Below are 16,171 nucleotides of genomic sequence, written 5' to 3'. Positions count from 1 at the left end.
CATGGCCAAGTTCTTCATCGACCGGCCCATCTTCGCGTGGGTGATCGCCCTGTTCATCATCGTGCTCGGCGGCGTCGCGATCACGCAGCTGCCGATCGCGCAGTACCCGCCCGTCGCGCCGCCGTCCATCGTCATCTCCGCCACCTACCCCGGCGCCTCCGCCACCACCATGGAGGAGAGCGTCATCAGCGTGATCGAGCAGGAGATGAACGGCTCGCCGGGCCTGATCTACATGGAGTCGGTGACCCAGGCCAACGGCACCGGCCAGATCACCCTCAGCTTCCAGCCGGGCACGCACCCCGACCTGGCCCAGGTCGACGTGCAGAACCGGCTGTCGCGGGCGACGCCGCGCCTGCCCGCGGCGGTGACGCAGCAGGGCGTGCGCGTGGACAAGTCGCGCTCGAACTTCCTGCTGTTCACCATCATTTCCTCGGACGACCCGAACTTCACCCCGGTGCAGCTGGGCGACTACGCCTCGCGCAACATCCTGCCGGAGATCCAGCGCATCCCCGGCGTCGGCCAGGCGCAGCTGTTCGGCACCGAAGCGGCGATGCGCATCTGGATCGACCCGCAGAAGCTGGTCGGCTACAACCTGTCGGCCGCCGAGGTCAACGCCGCCATCCGGGCCCAGAACGCGCAGGTGTCGGCCGGCTCGATCGGCGAGTTGCCCAACGTCGCCGGCCAGGGCATCGCCGCCACCGTGGTCGTGCCGGGGCAGCTGAGCACGCCGGAGCAGTTCCGCGAGATCGTGCTGCGCGCCAACACCGACGGCTCCACCGTGCGGCTGAAGGACGTGGCCCGGGTCGAGCTGAACGCGCAGAACTTCGCCACCTCGGCGCGCCTGAACGGCAAGCCGTCCACCGGCATCGGCGTGCAGCTGTCGCCCAGCGGCAATGCGCTGGAGACCGCCGACCTGATCCGCGCGCGCATGGGGGAGCTGGCCGCCTACTTCCCGCCGGGCATGAAGTGGGACATCCCGTACGACAGCTCCCGCTTCATCCGCATCTCCATCACCCAGGTGGTGGTGACGCTGCTGGAGGCGGTGGCGCTGGTGTTCCTGGTGATGTTCCTGTTCCTGCAGAACTGGCGCTACACCCTGATCCCCACGCTGGTGGTGCCGGTGGCCCTGCTGGGCACCTTCGCCACCCTGCTGGCGCTGGGCTTCTCGATCAACGTGCTGACCATGTTCGGCATGGTGCTGGTGATCGGCATCGTGGTGGACGACGCCATCGTGGTGGTGGAGAACGTCGAGCGCATCATGAGCGAGGAAGGCCTGCCGCCGCGCGAGGCGACGCGCAAGGCCATGGGCCAGATCCAGGGCGCCATCATCGGCGTGACCGTGGTGCTGATCTCGGTGTTCGTGCCGCTGGCCTTCTTCGCCGGTTCCACCGGCAACATCTACCGCCAGTTCGCCGCGGTGATGGTGTCGTCGATCTCCTTCTCGGCGTTCATGGCGCTGTCGCTCACGCCGGCCCTGTGCGCCACCCTGCTCAAGCAGGTGGAGGCCGGCCACCACGTCGAGAAGCGCGGCTTCTTCGGCTGGTTCAACCGCTCGTTCAAGCGCGCCGCGCACGGCTACGAGGGGCTGGTGGCGCGCATGCTGCGCCGCGCGCCCTGGTATCTGATCCTGTACGGCGTCATCGCGGCGGCCGCGGCGCTGGTCTACACCCGGCTGCCCACTTCCTTCCTGCCGCAGGAGGACCAGGGCAACATGCTGGTCAACGTGCAGCTGCCGCCGGGCGCCACCGCCCAGCGCACGCGCGGCGTGATGGAGCAGGTCGAGGGCTGGGTGCTGAAGCAGCCGGAGGTGCAGAGCATGGTCAGCGTGCTCGGCTTCTCTTTCTCCGGCCAGGGCCAGAACGCCGGCCTGGCGTTCGTCACGCTCAAGCCCTGGGACGAGCGCACCGAGGCCAGCCAGTCGGCGCAGTCGCTCGCCGGCCGCGCCTTCGGGGCCCTGTCCGGCATCCGCGATGCGTTCATCTTCCCGCTGAGCCCGCCGCCGATCCCCGAACTGGGCACCGCCTCCGGCTTCACCTTCCGTCTGCAGGATCGCGCCAGCCACGGCCACGACGCCTTGGTGGCCGCGCGCAACCAGCTGCTCGGCCTGGCCGCCCAGAGCAAGGTGCTGACCCAGGTCCGCCCCGACGGCCTGGAAGACGCGCCGCAGCTGCAGGTGGAGATCGACCGCGAGAAGGCGCAGGCCCTGGGCGTCGGCTTCGAGGCGATCAACGCCGTGCTGTCCACCTCCCTCGGTTCGTCCTACGTCAACGACTTCCCGAACCAGGGGCGGCTGCAGCGGGTGATCGTGCAGGCCGACGCGCCGGCGCGCATGCAGCCGGAGGACCTGCTGCGCCTGAACGCGCTGAACCGCGAGGGCAAGCCGGTGCCGCTGTCGGCCTTCGCCAGCACCCGCTGGGCCAACGGTCCCATGCAGGCGATCCGCTACAACGGCTACCCCGCGATGCGAATCTCGGGCATGGCGGCACCGGGCTACAGCAGCGGCGCCGCGATGGAAGAAATGGAACGCCTCGCCGCGCAGCTGCCGGCCGGCTTCGGCTTCGAATGGACCGGCCAGTCGCGCGAGGAGAAGCTGGCCGGTGCCCAGGCGCTGATCCTGTACGGCTTCGCCATCCTGGCGGTGTTCCTGTGCCTGGCGGCGCTGTACGAGAGCTGGTCGATCCCGCTGGCGGTGATCCTGGTGGTGCCGCTGGGGGTGCTGGGGGTGCTGCTGGCCACGCTGCTGCGCGGGTACGCCAACGACGTGTACTTCCAGGTGGGCCTGATCACCATCATCGGCCTCTCGGCCAAGAACGCCATCCTGATCATCGAGTTCGCCAAGGACCTGCAGGCCCAGGGCAAGAACGTGATCTCGGCGGCACTGGAGGCGGCCCACCTGCGCTTCCGGCCCATCATCATGACGTCGATGGCCTTCGGCCTCGGCGTGCTGCCGCTGGCGATCGCCACCGGCGCCGGCTCGGCCAGCCAGCGCGCCATCGGCACCGGCGTGCTGGGCGGCATGCTCACCGGCACCACGCTGGCGGTGTTCTTCGTGCCGGTGTTCTTCGTCGTGGTGCGCAGCTTCTTCAAGGGCAGCGAGCGCCAGCGCAAGCTGTACACGCACGAACTGGGCGGCCCGGAACTGCCGTCCGGCGCGCATGCAGGAGACCAGGTATGAGGCCGCATCGCATCCGCGCCTTCGTCATCGCCCCCGTGGCCGCGTCCGTGCTGGCCGGCTGCTCGTTCATGCCCACCTACGAGCGGCCCGCGGCGCCCGTCCCGGCCGCCTTTCCCTACGCCGCCGCCACCGACGGCACGCCGGCGCCGGCACTGGACTGGCAGCGCTTCTTCGCCGACGAGCGCCTGCGCGGACTGGTCGCCGATGCGCTGGCGAACAACCGCGACCTGCGCGTGGCGGTGCTGAACATCGAGCAGGCGCGCGCCCAGTACGACATCCGCCGGGCCGACCGGCTCGCAAGCGTGGGCGTGGGCGTCAACGCCTCCCGCGCGCCCAGTCCCGCCACCGGCAACCAGGTGACCAGCTACCAGGTGGGACTGGCCCTCACCACCTGGGAGCTGGACTTCTTCGGCCGCATCGCCAGCCTGTCGGAAGCGGCGCTGGCGCAGTATCTCGCCACCGAGGAAGGCCGCAAGGCCGCCCAGGTCACGCTGGTGGGCGCCGTCGCCACCACCTGGCTCTCGCTGGTGGCCGACGAGGAACTGCTGGCGCTCACCCGCCAGACGCTGGCCACGCGCGAGGAATCGCTGCGCCTGATCCAGCTTCGCTTCGACAACGGCGTCTCCTCCGAGCTGGACCTGCGCGGCGCCGAGTCGCTGGCCGAGACGGCGCGCGCCGCGCTCGCGCAGCAGCAGCGCCAGCGCGCGCTGGACCTGAACGCGCTCGGCCTGCTGGTCGGGCGCGCGCTGCCGGCCGACTACCAGACCGGCACCACCCTGGCGGCGCTCACGTTGCCCGACGTGCCGGCCGGGATGCCGTCGGAGATCCTGGCCGAACGCCCCGACGTGCGCCAGGCCGAGCAGCTGCTGGTGGCAGCCAACGCCAACATCGGCGCCGCGCGTGCCGCCTTCTTCCCGCGCATCACCCTCACCGCGAGCGCCGGCCGGGCCAGCAGCCAGTTGTCCGGCCTGTTCGACAGCGGCGGCTCCTGGGCCTACACCATCGCGCCCTCGCTGCTGCAGCCGATCTTCGATGCCGGCCGCAACGAGGCTGGCCTGCGTTCGGCCCAGGTCGGCCGCGACATCGCGGTGGCTCAGTACGAGCGCGCCATCCAGTCGGCCTTCCGCGAAGTCGCCGACGCGCTGGCCGGGCGCGCCACGCTGGGCGACCAGCTGCAGGCGCAGTCCAGGGTCGCGCAGGCCGAGGCGGTCCGGGCGCGGCTGGCCCAGATGCGCTTCGACGCCGGCGTGGCCAGCACGCTGGACCTGCTGGATGCGCAACGCTCCCTGTTCTCGGCCCGGCAGGCCGAGATCCAGGTGCGCCTGGCCCAGCTGCAGAACCGCGTCCTGCTGTACCGCGCCCTGGGCGGCGGCTGGACCGGGGCGGACGCGCGCCAGGCCCAGCCTGCGTCGTGAAGCGCGCCTCCGGGCCCGCGAGCGATCGCCTGCAAAGCGCGTGCCAGCGCCGTAAAATCGCGGGCGATCCTGGCCCGTCTGCCGGCGCGCGACGGTCCCGATGGCAGGTCACGGCCGGACATGGCCACTCGCCCTGCCTTGTCCCGGTCCCGTGCCGGCCCGCAACCCTCCACCGCCCCCTACGGTTCCGCCGCCGCAGCGGCCCGGCGGCGGGGGTCGTGGGCGTGGCCGGCGCAGCGCGATTCGCAAACTGAGCAAAGGAAGTCCATGGCGAAGGAAGAATTGATCGAGATGCGAGGACGGGTGGAGGAAGTCCTGCCCGACTCGCGCTACCGCGTCGTGCTGGAGAACGGCCACAACCTGGTCGCCTACAGCGGCGGCAAGATGCGCAAGCACCACATCCGCATCATCGCCGGCGACTACGTCACGCTGGAACTGTCGCCCTACGACCTGAACAAGGGCCGCATCATGTTCCGCCACCTGCCGCCACGGCAGGGCGACGCGCCGGGCGCCGCGGCGCCGCAACGACGCCGCTGAGATCGCCTTCCGGCGAGCCGGCCCCCACGCCGGCGTCCGGGTTCGGCGACGGTGCGAAACCGCTCGCCACTGACGCCCGCCGGGCCGGGAATGGGCTAGCTTGACCGCCTACCAGCCCGAATTCCCATGGCCGATCCCCATCCGCGGGACCTCGTGACGGTCCTGCACCAACTGTTCCTGACGCAGACCAAGGAATACGCGTTCATCGCGTTGGATCCTGGCGGCCGCATCGTCGCCTGGGCCGGCGCCGCCGAGAAGGTCCTGGGCTACAGCGCGGAGGAGGTCCTAGGCAAGCCCGTGTCGCTGATCTTCACGGCCGAAGACCGGGCCCGCGGGCTGGACCAGCACGAACTCGCTGTGGCGATGCACGACAGCCGCGCGGAAGACGACCGCTGGCACCTGCGCAAGGACGGCAACCGCATCTGGGTCACCGGGACGGTGGATGCGATCCGCGGCGCCGACGGCCAACTGCTCGGCTTCGTCAAGACGGTGCGTGACCGGACCGACCTGCGCATGCAGCTCGATGCGCTGGAGAACGAGCTGGAGCTGGCCAGGCGGGCGCGCGAGCGCACCAACCAGTTCCTGCGCACCCTCGGGCACGAGCTGCGCAACCCGCTGGCGCCGCTCCATTCCTCGGCACAGATCCTGGAGCGCATCGGCGGCGACGAGCGGGTGCAGCGGGTGGCCGAGATCATGCACAGCCAGATCGCGACCCTGCGCAGCCTGGCCGACGACCTGATGGAAGCGGCCCGGCTGGACGCCGGCCAGCTGGAGCTCAATCGCACCCGCGAAGACCTGCGGACCCTGGTCGAGGAATGCGTAAGCGGGCACGAGGGCGCCGCCGTCGGCAAGGGCGTGCAACTGGAGGCGGTGCTGCCGCCCCAGCCGCTGCCGGTGGACATCGACCGCGCGCGCCTGCTGCAGGTCCTCAACAACCTGGTCAGCAACGCCATCAAGTACACGCCGGCGGGCGGCCGGGTCTGGTGCAAGGCGACCCAGGAGGACGACGACGTCGTGCTCCGGATCGAGGACAACGGCATGGGCATAGACCCGGCCGTGCTGCCGCGGATCTTCGACCTGTTCACCCGCGACCCGCGCGCCGAGCAGATGGAACCCGGCGGGATGGGCATCGGCCTGTCGGTCGTCCACCAGGTGGTGCGCCTGCACGGGGGCATCGTGCAGGCCCGCAGCGCGGGGCACGGCCACGGCTCGGAGTTCATGGTGCGCCTGCCGGCCGCCGACGCGGACGCCGGCGAGCTGGCGCTGGGCGCCGCCTGAGTACCCGGTTGGCTCAGCCTTCGCGGCTGGCCTGGTCCAGCCGCCGCAGGGCCTCGTCGTCGAGCCGGATGCGCGCGGCCGCCACCAGTTCCTCCAGTTGTGCCAGCGAGGTAGCGCTGGCGATCGGCGCGGTGACGCCCGGCTGGGCCATGACCCAGGCGACCGCCACCTGGCCGGGCTTGCAGCCGACGCGGCCGGCCACCTCGTCCAGTGCCGCCAAGATCTCCAGGCCGCGCTCGTTCAGGTACTTTTTCGTGGTGTTGGCACCGCGCGCGCTCAAGCCCGCGTCCGCTTCGCTGCGGTACTTGCCGGTCAGGAAGCCGGCGGCCAGCGCGTAGAAGCTGATGACGCCGATGCGCTCGCGTTCGCACAGCGGCTGCAGTTCCCGCTCGAACACCGCCCGGTCGTACAGGTTGTACAGGGGCTGCAGGCTCTCGTAGCGGGGCAGCCCCAGGCGCCGGCTGGCCTCCAGCGCCTGCGACAGGCGCGCCGCACTGTAGTTGGACGCGCCGATCGCACGGACCTTGCCCTGCTTGACCAGCGCACCGAAGGCTTCCAGCGTCTCCTCCAGCGGCGTGTCCTCGTCGTCCTTGTGCGCCTGGTACAGGTCGATGCAGTCCACCTGCAGGCGCCGCAGCGACTGCTCGACCGCCTCGCGGATGCGGGCCGGCTTCAGGCCCACGCGGCCCTCGCCCATGTCCATGCCGACCTTGGTGGCGATCACCACCCGGTCGCGCCGGCCGCCCTGGGCCAGCCACTTGCCGATGACGGTCTCGGATTCGCCGCCCACGTGGCCCGGCGCCCAGCGCGAATAGGTGTCGGCGGTATCGATGAAGTTGAAGCCGGCGTCCAGCCAGGCGTCGAGCAGCGAGAACGAGGTCCGCTCGTCGACGGTCCAGCCGAACACGTTGCCGCCGAGGCACAGCGGCGAGACTTGGAGGGGGGACAGGCCCAGGGTTCGCAGTTGCATGCGGCGATTGTGGCCTGCCGGCGCCACGCGCGGCGCCTGCGTCAGGCCACGGCCGCCGCACTCACTGCACGCGCATCTCGAAGGCGCGCGTCAATCCGGCCAGGTCCAGGATGCGGATGTGGCGCTTGTCCACCTCCAGCAGGCCCTGCTGCTGGAAGGCCGAGAAGGTGCGGCTCACCGTCTCCAGCTTCATGCCCAGGTAGCTGCCGATCTCGGCACGGGTCATGCGCAGGTGGAACTCGTGCTGCGAGTAGCCGCGGGCCTTCATCCGCTGCGAGATGTTGAGCAGGAAGGCGGCCAGGCGCTCCTCGGCGTTCATGCTGCCCAGCAGCACCATGAGGTTGTGCTCGCGCACGATCTCGCGGCTCATCAGGCGGCTGACCACCATCTGCAGGTTGGTGCTGGCGGTGGACAGCTCGGCCAGCTGCGCATAGGGGATGGAGCAGATCTCGGCGTCCTCCAGCGCGGTGGCGCTGCTGGCGTGCTGGCCCTGGGCCAGGCCGTCCAGGCCCATCAGCTCGCCGGCCATGTGGAAGCCGGTGACCTGCTCGCGGCCGTCGGGCAGCATCAGGCTGGACTTGAAGGTGCCGCTGCGCACCGCGTAGATGTAGTGGAACGCATCGCCCTGGCGGTACAGCGTCTGGCCGGCCTTGACCTTGCGGCGCGCGAACTGCAGCCCGTCCAGGCGCTCCACCTCGTTGCCGGTCAGCCCGCAGGGCAGGCAGATGTCCTTGAGGTGGCAGCTCGAGCACAGGGTCGTCAGCGGCGCGGGCGCGCCCGTGCGGCCCTCCCGGAGGGGAATGACCTTGGCCGCAGGGACGCGGGGGGCTTCGAGGGTAGCGGAGGACATGGCGGGTCTTTCTTCGTTGAGGCTTGTGATTCAGTGCACGCGCACGGCGGAGGCTTCGGCCACGGCGCTGGCGAGCCGGTCGAACTCGCTGCTCTTGTCGAGGAAGCAGCGGGCGCCCTCGCCCAGGTAGCGCTTGCGGTAGGCCGGCGCGGAGTTGTTGGAGAACACGACGAAGGCGATACCGGGGTCGGCCTGGCGCACGGCGCGCAGGACCTCGAGGCCGGTACCGCCCTCGAGCTGGACGTCGAGCACCACCACGTCGGGATGGGCGGCAAGGATGCCGTCGATGGAGGCCCGCGGCGTCTCGGCCTCGCCGACGATGTCCATCGAGCGCACGGCCAGCAGCTCGGCCACCCGCTGGCGGATGGGAGCGGAGTCGTCGGCCAGGAAGACTCTCACGGGGAGGGAAGGGGCGGTTGCCATGGGATGTACTGTGCCCGGCCCTCCCCTTTGGCGACATCGGCGCAGGATGAAAGCGGAGCTAGGAGGAGTCCGGAACGCAGCCGCCGCCAGTCCGAGCGGTACTAGGAAAAGTCCTAGCACTACACGTCCTTGCAATCGCATCCGACAGCGCGGCGCGCCGCTCAGGCGTCAGATGGCGGTGTACGACCCCTCCGAAAGGATCCACCATGAAGTACACCCCCCTCCTGCTGGCCGCCCTGCTGGCGACCGGCTCCGGCGCCTGGGCCCAGGTGCGCGACGGCGCCTCCGAGGTGCCGGGCGCGAATGCCAAGGCCGATGCCGCCGCCGACGGCCGCACCTTCGGCGAGAAGGTCCGCAGCGCCGCCGACAAGGTCGGCGATGCGACCCGGCGCGCCGCTAACCGGGTCAAGGGCGAGTCCAAGGACATGGCCCACGACGCGAAGACGGCCGACGAGCGCCATGCCGGCAAGGCGGACAAGCGCGCGGGCGAGCGCCACGCGAAGAGCAAGCGCGACGACACGCGGGCGATGGGCGGCCCGGGCCGCTCCGACATGGACGTCGACGCCGACAACGACCAGAGCCGCCGCGAGCGGATGGACCAGGCGTACGCAAACTGGAAGTCGCAGCAGAACCGCTGAGGCGCCGATGCGCGCCGGGCGCCGCTGGCGGGGCCTCGCGCCCCTGCTCGCCCTCGCGCTGGCCGGCGTGCTGCCGCCCTGGCCCGCCGGCGCGCAGCAGCAGGGCGCGGGCGTACACGCCGCGCTGCCGGGCGTGACCATCACCTACGACCCGGTCAAGGACCCGGTCGAGAAGTCCTACCGTCGCATGGTCCGCGGCATGGACCTGTTCGAGCGCGAGCACGCGCGCTCGCCGCACGGGCAGCTGCGGTTCAAGCTGCTGCCGCGCAAGCGCGGCGTGGACCTGGACCGGCTGGAACTGCTGGTGCTGGGATCCACCGTGGAGATCCCACTGGACGTGGCGCCGGATCGCACCTTCGTGCTCCCGCGCGACGCCAAGGCCTGGACGGAGGACGCCAAGGTCACGCCCGACCGCAAGGCACTGACCATGACCTGGCGCGCGGAGGTGCGCACGCCGGGCCTGCCGGCCGGCACGCGCCGGCTGGGCGACCTGAGGCTGGAATGCCGGGTCGGCATGGAGGCCGGCCTGTACTCCAACAGCCCCTCGTTCATCACCCGGATCTTTTCCGAGCTGTCGACCACGCCCGCGTACTGCGGCAGCGAGGGCAACCGCTACCTGTTCTTCGCCGACCGGCCGATCTTCGGCGTGACGCTGGAGTCCGGCGCGCGCCGCGAGATGCTGCCGGCCGTGCGGCTGTGGGCCGGCGCGATCGACGAGCCCCACCTCGAGCGCGAACTGCCGTACTGCGACTGCGAAGTGCTGCTGGACCGCACCTTCTTCCTGCCGCTGGCCGACCCCGGCTGGCCCGACGACACCCGGGTGGTGTTCGACTACATGGAGGATCGCCATGCAAGCGATTGACCGGTCCGTGTTCGCAGCCTTGCTGGCTTCCTTGTTCCTGGCGGGGTGCGCCACCAGGGGCGGCGGCTGGTTCGCCCCGGACGAGCCCGACTCGCCGTTCGGCGACCCCGAGCTGACGGTCCCCGCCGCCGCGCTGCTGGTGCGCCTGGGCGAAAGCCGCAAGGACGAAGTTCAGGGACGGCTGGGGAAGGCGGAGGTGGTGCGCTTCGACAGCGGCTACGAGGCCTGGGTCTACCGGGCGCGGGGCGCACGCGACCCCCGGGCCGCGCCCGAGCTGGTGTTGCTGTTCGATCCAGGAGGGGTGCTGGCGAAGATGCGCACCCGGCCGGCATACGGCGTCGGCGCAGCCGCCGGCTGAATTTCAGCCCAGCTCGATCAGGCCGTGCTTGAGGGCGTAGCGCACCAGCTCGGTCTGGTTGTGCAGCCCCAGCTTGGCCATCAGGTTGGCCTTGTGCGTGCTGACGGTCTTGACCGACAGGTTCAGCGCGGTGGCGATGTCGGTGACCGATTCGCCGGCTGCCAGCCGCCGCATCACCTCGAATTCGCGGTGAGACAGCGACTCGTGCGGCGCCGCTTCGCTGCCACCGGGCATGGCGCCGAGTGCCAGCTGCTCGGCGACCTCGGCGCTGATGTAGGCGCCGCCGCCGGCGATCTTGCGCAGCGCCTGCACCAGCTGCGCGGGGGCGCTCTCCTTGGTCAGGTAGCCGCTGGCGCCGGCCTTGATGGCGCGCACCGCGTACTGCGTCTCCTGGTGCATGGACAGCACCAGGATGCGCAGCCGGGGCTTCTCGGCCTTCACCTGCTTGATCAGCTCCATGCCGCTGCGACCGGGCATGGACAGGTCCAGCACCAGCAGGTCGAACTCCAGCCCGCGCACCCGCTGCATCACCTCGCCGCCGTCGGCGGCCTCGCCGACCACCTCCAGGTCGCCGGCTTCGCCGACGATGCGCTTGAGACCCTCGCGGACGATCGCGTGGTCGTCGGCCAGCACGAGGCGGATCACGCCGGCTCCCGCACCGGGATACGGGCCTCGACCCGCGTACCCTGCCCCGGCGTGCTGGCCACGGTCAGCCTGCCCTGCAGCAGGTGGGCGCGCTCGCGCAGGCCCACCAGGCCGAGCGACTGCGGCTTGCGCGGGTCCGACACCTGGAAGCCGACGCCGTCGTCCTGCACGCAGAGCACCATCTCGCCGCCCTCGCGCGCCACCCGCACCTGGACGCTGCCGGCGTGCGCGTGCTTGCCGACGTTGAACAGCGATTCCTGCACGATGCGGAACACCGCGGTCGCATAGGGCTCCTGCAGTTCCAGCTCCTCATCGATGTCCAGGTCGCAGGGGACGCCGGAGCGCTGGGTGAAGTTCTGCACCAGCCATTCGATGGCGGGCGCGAGGCCTAGGTCGTCCAGCACCAGCGGGCGCAGGTCGGCGGCGATGCGGCGGGTGGCCGCGACGCTGGCATCGAGCATGGCCAGCATCTGCGACAGGCGCGCGGTGGCGCCGGCCGGGTCGGCCTGGAGGTTGTCGCGCACCCAGATCGTGTCCATCTTCAGCGCGGTGAGCGACTGCGCCAGCTCGTCGTGCAGTTCGCGGGCGATGCGGGTCTTCTCCTGTTCGCGCACGCCGCTGGCCTCCGCCGCGAAGGTGGCCAGTTCCTCGCGCGCGCGCAGCCGCTCGGTGATGTCGCGCAGGATGACGGTGTAGAGCTTGCCCTCGGAGGTGTCCAGCTGGGAGATCGCAGCCTCCATCGGGAACTCCTCGCCGTTCTTGCGCAGCCCCATGATCACGGTGCCGTCGCCCATGCGGCGCGAGGTCACGCCGGTCTGGCCGAAGCGCTGCACCGACTCCGCGTGGCCGGCCCGGAAGCGCGAGGGCATCAGCAAGCTCAGGGGCCGGCCGCGGATCTCGTCGGCGCTCCAGCCGAAGATCTTCTCGGCGGCGCGGTTGTACAGGACGACGTTCTGGTGCTGGTCCACGGACAGGATCGCGTCCATGGCCGAGTCGAGCAGGCCCGACAGGCGGGCGGCCACGACGTCGTCGCTTTGCAGGGTGACCGAGGAAGGCATCGAGGCTGAATTTACCAGCCTCGGCGGAAGGTGCCGGCAGCGGATGCCGGGCTGGCGCCCGGCGTCACTCGGCCGCCCGGTTGACCTCGGCGGAGGGCAGCCCCAGCAGCGCCGTCAGCGCGCTGGACAACAGCGTGGCGGCCCAGAACACGAAGAACGCGCCGGCGTACACCGCCTGCCGCGACCAGGCGGCATCGCGGCCGGCCCACTGCAGTTCCAGCGGATCGACCAGCGCGAACACCACCCCCTGCAGCACGCAGGCCGCGAGGAACGACGGCCAGGCGATCCACATGAGCTTGCGACCGTTCATGGCGGCCTCAGGGCTGGCGGGTGGGCGTGGCCGCGTGGTTGCGGGCCTGGTGCGCCGGCATCTGCGCACGCTCGGTGGCCAGCTGCCGGTTGATCTCCACGCCGCGCCGGTAGTAGTCGCCCGAGACCAGCGTGTCGGCGCCGTCGGCGGCGATCACGGCGGTGACCACCCCCGCGACCACCACGATCGCCGGGCCGGCGATCAGGCCCCACACCACGCCCTGGCGCCACCAGGGCGCAGCCGGAGGCGGAACTTTTTCCTGTTCGGGGTTCATGCGGGCTCCTTCACGGTTTCAGCGGGGGACCAGGAATACCGACTTCTCGCGCACCTGCGCATCGCCGCGGCGGGACTCGACGGTGAAGTGGATGGCATGCGAGCCGGGCGCGGCCGACCCGTACGGGATCTGCACGCGCACCGCCACCCAGCGCGATTCGGCGGGACCGATGGTCACTTCGGTGTCGGACGCCACTTCCAGGCCGGCCAGTCCTTCCGCCCCGATGCGGTAGCGCTGGGTTTCCTCGGTCGCGTTCATGAGCTGCAGCCGGTACACGTTCTCCAGCTTGCCGCCGCCGACGATGCGCGAGAGCGCGGCGCGGTCGCGCACCACGTCGACCTTCAGCGGCGTGCGGGTGGCCAGGTGGATGGCCAGGCCCAGGCAGAGCGCGGCCAGCACCGTGGTGTAGACCAGCACCCGCGGTCGCAGGATGGTGCGCAGCACGTCCCGGCTGCCCTTGCCGGCCAGCGCGTTCTGGGTGGTGAACCGGATCAGCCCGCGCGGATAGTTCATCTTGTCCATCACGCTGTCGCACACGTCCACGCAGGCGGCGCAGCTGATGCACTCGTACTGCAGGCCCTGGCGGATGTCGATGCCGGTCGGGCAGACCTGCACGCACAGCGTGCAGTCCACGCAGGAGCCCAGTCCCTGGGCGGCGAAGTCGGCCTTGCGACCGCGCGAGCCGCGCGGCTCGCCGCGGGCGGCGTCGTAGCTGACGATCAGCGTGTCCTTGTCGAACATCGCGCTCTGGAAGCGCGCGTAGGGGCACATGTACTTGCACACCTGCTCGCGCAGGAAGCCGGCGTTGCCGTAGGTCGCCAGGCCGTAGAACAGTACCCAGAAGACCTCCCACGAGCCCATGCGGCCGTTCAGCATCTCGGTGCCGAGCTCGCGCACCGGCGTGAAGTAGCCGACGAAGGTGAAGCCGGTCCACAGCGCCAGCGAGATCCACAGGAAGTGCTTGAGCGCCTTCTTGCCCAGCTTCTCGCCGGAGAAGCCGCCCGCATCCAGCTTCATGCGGCGCTGGCGATCGCCCTCCACCTTGCGCTCGATCCACAGGAACATCTCCGTGTAGACCGTCTGCGGGCAGCTGAAGCCGCACCACAGCCGCCCGGCCACCGCGGTGAACAGGAACAGCGACAGCGCGCTGATCACCAGCAGCGCGGTGAGGTAGATGAAGTCCTGCGGGTACAGCACGTACCCGAACAGGTAGAAGCGGCGCGCGGCCAGGTCGAACAGCACGGCCTGCCGGGCGCCGGTCTCGGTCGCCCAGGGCAGCCAGGGCAGCCCGTAGAACACCAGCTGCGTCACCCAGACGAAGAACCACCGCCAGCGCGCGAACAACCCCGTGACCGACCGCGGGTAGATCTTCTTCTGCGCTTCGTAGAGCGACTGGGCCTGCGGCGGCTCGCCGGAAGCAGGAATCGGCTGGATGGGGATGACTTTCTGGCTCATGGCAGCAGGGTTCTCACCGACCACCGCATCGTGCCCCTGCCCCGGCCATGCCGGCTTGCGTTAAGTCAACTGTGATCGTTCCCGCAAAAAATGGGGTCAGATTCCAATTTCCAGGCTGCCGCCGGAAATTGGAATCTGACCCCATTGGTGACGGCGCGCTTGCCGCGCGCCGCGCTCGCGGAATCAGGGCTTCGCGGGTGCAGGCTTGTTGGACAGGCCCCAGACGTACGACGCCAGCACGTGGATCTGGGCGTCGGTCAGCTTGCCCTCCTGCGCCGGCATGGTGTTGGTCCTGCCCTGGGTGACCATGTTGATGATCGCCTGCTCGCCCCAGCCGTGCAGCCAGATATCGTCGGCCAGGTTGGGCGCGCCCAGGGCGGTGTTGCCCTTGCCGTCGGCGCCATGGCAGGCGGCACAGGCGGCGAACTTCGGCTTGCCGAGCTGGGCGCGCAGGGAGTCGTGCGGGCTGTTGGACAGCGACAGCACGTAGTGCGCCACGTTCTTCACGTCGTCCGAGCTGCCCACGGCGGCGGCCATGGGCGGCATGGCCCCGACGCGGCCGGCCTTGATGGTCTCGGCGATCTTCTCGGGCGATCCGCCGTGCAGCCAGTCGCCGTCGGCCAGGTTGGGGAAGCTCTTGCTGCCGCGCGCGTCGGAGCCGTGGCACTGGGCGCAGTTGTTCATGAACAGGCGCTCGCCGATGGCCATGGCCTGCGGATCCCCGGCCACCTCCTCGGCCTTGCGTGCCGTGTACTGGGCGTACAGCGGCGCCAGCTCCTTGTTGGCGCGCTCCACTTCCTTCTCGTACTCGGCCGTCGAACTCCAGCCCAGCTCGCCCTGGTAGCTACCGAGGCCCGGATACGCCACCAGGTACAGCAGCGAGAAGACGATGGTGATGACGAACAGCCACATCCACCAGCGCGGCATGGGGTTGTTCATTTCCGTCAGGTCCTCGTCCCAGACGTGGCCGGTGGTGTTGTCGGCGGTGGCGGAGACCTTCTTGCGGGCGGTCAGCCACAGCAGGAGCAGGCAGCCGAAGATGCCGGCCAGGGTGATGCCGGCCACGTAGACCGACCAGAAATTGCCCGTGAAGTCGCTCATGACGTCCTCGGCTAGTCGTGCTGGAAGGGGATCTCCGCGGCCTCGTCGAAGCGGGCGCGGTTGCGCCGGGCATAGGCCCAGGCGGCGATGGCGATGAAGGTGGCGAACGAGGCCAGGGTGGCCGCGATGCGCAGGGTGGTGACGTCGAATTCCATGTCGATCTCCAGTCAGTCGAGGACCGAAGTCACTTGGATAGCGCCAGCCCGAGCGACTGCAGGTACGCCACGAGCGCGTCCATCTCGGTCTTGCCCTTGAGCTGCGCCGGTCCTTCGGCGATCTCCTGGTCGCTGTAGGGCACCCCCACCGCGCGCAGCGCCTTCATGTGGGTGGCGATGCTGCCGGCGTCGGCGGCGTTCTTCTCCAGCCAGGGATAGGCCGGCATGTTGGACTCGGGCACCACGTCGCGTGGGTTGTTCAGGTGGATGCGGTGCCACTCGTCGCTGTACTTGCCGCCGACGCGGTGCAGGTCGGGCCCGGTGCGCTTGCTGCCCCACTGAAACGGGCGGTCGTAGACGAACTCGCCCGCCACCGAGTAGTGGCCGTAGCGCAGCGTCTCGGCGCGGAACGGCCGGATCATCTGCGAGTGGCAGTTGTAGCAGCCCTCGCGCAGGTAGACGTCGCGGCCGGCCAGTTGCAGCGCGGTATAGGGCTTCAGGCCCTCGACCGGCTGCGTGGTCGACTTCTGGAAGAACAGCGGCACGATCTCCACCAGGCCGCCGATGGCGACGACCAGCAGGATCAGCACGATCATCAGGAAGTTGCTGGTCTCCACCTTCTCGTGGCTGAAACCGGCTTGTTGGGTGTTGGCGTTGTGGCTCATGA

General features: G+C 70.2%; 18 protein-coding genes. 7 read left to right on the top strand and 11 right to left on the bottom strand.

All coding sequences use genetic code 11. The features are described 5' to 3' along the window. Position 1: 1 nt before the first annotated feature. From VEC03_RS13185 to VEC03_RS13170, 4 genes are all read left to right on the top strand, one after another. Positions 2-3,175 (top strand): efflux RND transporter permease subunit, encoded by a 3,174-nt coding sequence (locus tag VEC03_RS13185; protein ID WP_324915905.1) that lies wholly within the window; start codon positions 2-4, stop codon positions 3,173-3,175. After that, positions 3,172-4,590 (top strand): efflux transporter outer membrane subunit, encoded by a 1,419-nt coding sequence (locus VEC03_RS13180; RefSeq protein WP_324915904.1) that lies wholly within the window; start codon positions 3,172-3,174, stop codon positions 4,588-4,590. The genes VEC03_RS13185 and VEC03_RS13180 overlap by 4 nt, the downstream gene beginning before the upstream one ends. Positions 4,591-4,857: 267 nt before the next feature. Beyond that, the gene (infA, locus tag VEC03_RS13175; protein ID WP_324915902.1) at positions 4,858-5,127 is read left to right on the top strand and encodes a translation initiation factor IF-1; all 270 of its coding nucleotides are present in this window, start codon (positions 4,858-4,860) and stop codon (positions 5,125-5,127) included. A gap of 126 nt (positions 5,128-5,253) precedes the next feature. Then, complete coding sequence (locus VEC03_RS13170) at positions 5,254-6,405, top strand: PAS domain-containing sensor histidine kinase (protein WP_324915900.1); 1,152 nt, start codon at positions 5,254-5,256, stop codon at positions 6,403-6,405. Positions 6,406-6,418: 13 nt separating this feature from the next. Here the strand turns inward: VEC03_RS13170 and VEC03_RS13165 are convergent, their stop codons facing one another. The 3 genes from VEC03_RS13165 to VEC03_RS13155 all read right to left on the bottom strand — a co-directional run bounded on the left by VEC03_RS13165 (position 6,419) and on the right by VEC03_RS13155 (position 8,624). Then, positions 6,419-7,375 (bottom strand): aldo/keto reductase, encoded by a 957-nt coding sequence (locus tag VEC03_RS13165; RefSeq protein WP_324915899.1) that lies wholly within the window; start codon positions 7,373-7,375, stop codon positions 6,419-6,421. Between the two features lie 61 nt (positions 7,376-7,436). After that, positions 7,437-8,225 carry a fumarate/nitrate reduction transcriptional regulator Fnr gene (gene fnr / locus VEC03_RS13160; protein WP_324915897.1) on the bottom strand — a complete coding sequence of 263 codons (789 nt, stop codon included), beginning with the start codon at positions 8,223-8,225 and terminating at the stop codon, positions 7,437-7,439. A 30-nt stretch (positions 8,226-8,255) separates the two neighbouring features. Next, positions 8,256-8,624: a response regulator transcription factor gene (locus VEC03_RS13155; RefSeq protein WP_324915895.1), complete on the bottom strand. Its 369-nt coding sequence runs from the start codon at positions 8,622-8,624 to the stop codon at positions 8,256-8,258. 230 nt (positions 8,625-8,854) lie between these two features. Between VEC03_RS13155 and VEC03_RS13150 the strand changes: the two genes are divergently transcribed. From VEC03_RS13150 to VEC03_RS13140, 3 genes are read left to right on the top strand one after another with little or no spacing between them, the layout of a single operon-like run. Then, complete coding sequence (locus tag VEC03_RS13150; RefSeq protein ID WP_324915893.1) at positions 8,855-9,286, top strand: hypothetical protein; 432 nt, start codon at positions 8,855-8,857, stop codon at positions 9,284-9,286. Positions 9,287-9,293: 7 nt separating this feature from the next. Continuing rightward, a complete protein-coding gene (locus VEC03_RS13145) occupies positions 9,294-10,148 on the top strand; it encodes a hypothetical protein (RefSeq protein ID WP_324915891.1) in 855 nt (284 codons plus the stop codon). After that, positions 10,135-10,506, top strand: coding sequence for a hypothetical protein (locus tag VEC03_RS13140; RefSeq protein WP_324915890.1), 372 nt, complete (start codon positions 10,135-10,137; stop codon positions 10,504-10,506). The genes VEC03_RS13145 and VEC03_RS13140 overlap by 14 nt, the downstream gene beginning before the upstream one ends. 3 nt (positions 10,507-10,509) lie before the next feature. Here the strand turns inward: VEC03_RS13140 and VEC03_RS13135 are convergent, their stop codons facing one another. From VEC03_RS13135 to ccoO, 8 genes are all read right to left on the bottom strand, one after another. Then, the gene (locus VEC03_RS13135; protein ID WP_324915888.1) at positions 10,510-11,151 is read right to left on the bottom strand and encodes a response regulator transcription factor; all 642 of its coding nucleotides are present in this window, start codon (positions 11,149-11,151) and stop codon (positions 10,510-10,512) included. Further along, a complete protein-coding gene (locus tag VEC03_RS13130) occupies positions 11,148-12,209 on the bottom strand; it encodes a PAS domain S-box protein (RefSeq protein WP_324915887.1) in 1,062 nt (353 codons plus the stop codon). The genes VEC03_RS13135 and VEC03_RS13130 overlap by 4 nt, the downstream gene beginning before the upstream one ends. Before the next feature lie 64 nt (positions 12,210-12,273). Beyond that, entirely contained in the window at positions 12,274-12,519 is a 246-nt protein-coding gene (locus VEC03_RS13125; RefSeq protein ID WP_324915885.1) for a hypothetical protein, read from the bottom strand. Between the two features lie 7 nt (positions 12,520-12,526). Then, a complete protein-coding gene (locus VEC03_RS13120; protein WP_324915883.1) occupies positions 12,527-12,793 on the bottom strand; it encodes a FixH family protein in 267 nt (88 codons plus the stop codon). Between the two features lie 18 nt (positions 12,794-12,811). Beyond that, entirely contained in the window at positions 12,812-14,248 is a 1,437-nt protein-coding gene (gene ccoG, locus VEC03_RS13115; RefSeq protein WP_324915881.1) for a cytochrome c oxidase accessory protein CcoG, read from the bottom strand. A 183-nt stretch (positions 14,249-14,431) separates the two neighbouring features. Then, complete coding sequence (gene ccoP, locus VEC03_RS13110) at positions 14,432-15,349, bottom strand: cytochrome-c oxidase, cbb3-type subunit III (RefSeq protein ID WP_324915880.1); 918 nt, start codon at positions 15,347-15,349, stop codon at positions 14,432-14,434. An 11-nt stretch (positions 15,350-15,360) separates the two neighbouring features. Continuing rightward, entirely contained in the window at positions 15,361-15,504 is a 144-nt protein-coding gene (locus VEC03_RS13105) for a cbb3-type cytochrome oxidase subunit 3 (protein ID WP_324915878.1), read from the bottom strand. A 29-nt stretch (positions 15,505-15,533) separates the two neighbouring features. Then, complete coding sequence (gene ccoO / locus VEC03_RS13100; RefSeq protein WP_324915877.1) at positions 15,534-16,169, bottom strand: cytochrome-c oxidase, cbb3-type subunit II; 636 nt, start codon at positions 16,167-16,169, stop codon at positions 15,534-15,536. Positions 16,170-16,171 lie beyond the last annotated feature (2 nt).

Origin of the sequence: Ramlibacter sp. (assembly GCF_035627355.1) — a bacterium.
Taxonomy (GTDB): Bacteria; Pseudomonadota; Gammaproteobacteria; order Burkholderiales; family Burkholderiaceae_C; genus Ramlibacter.
The sequence above is the reverse complement of the archived record's forward strand: the minus strand, read 5'-3'. Positions and strand labels throughout refer to the sequence as shown.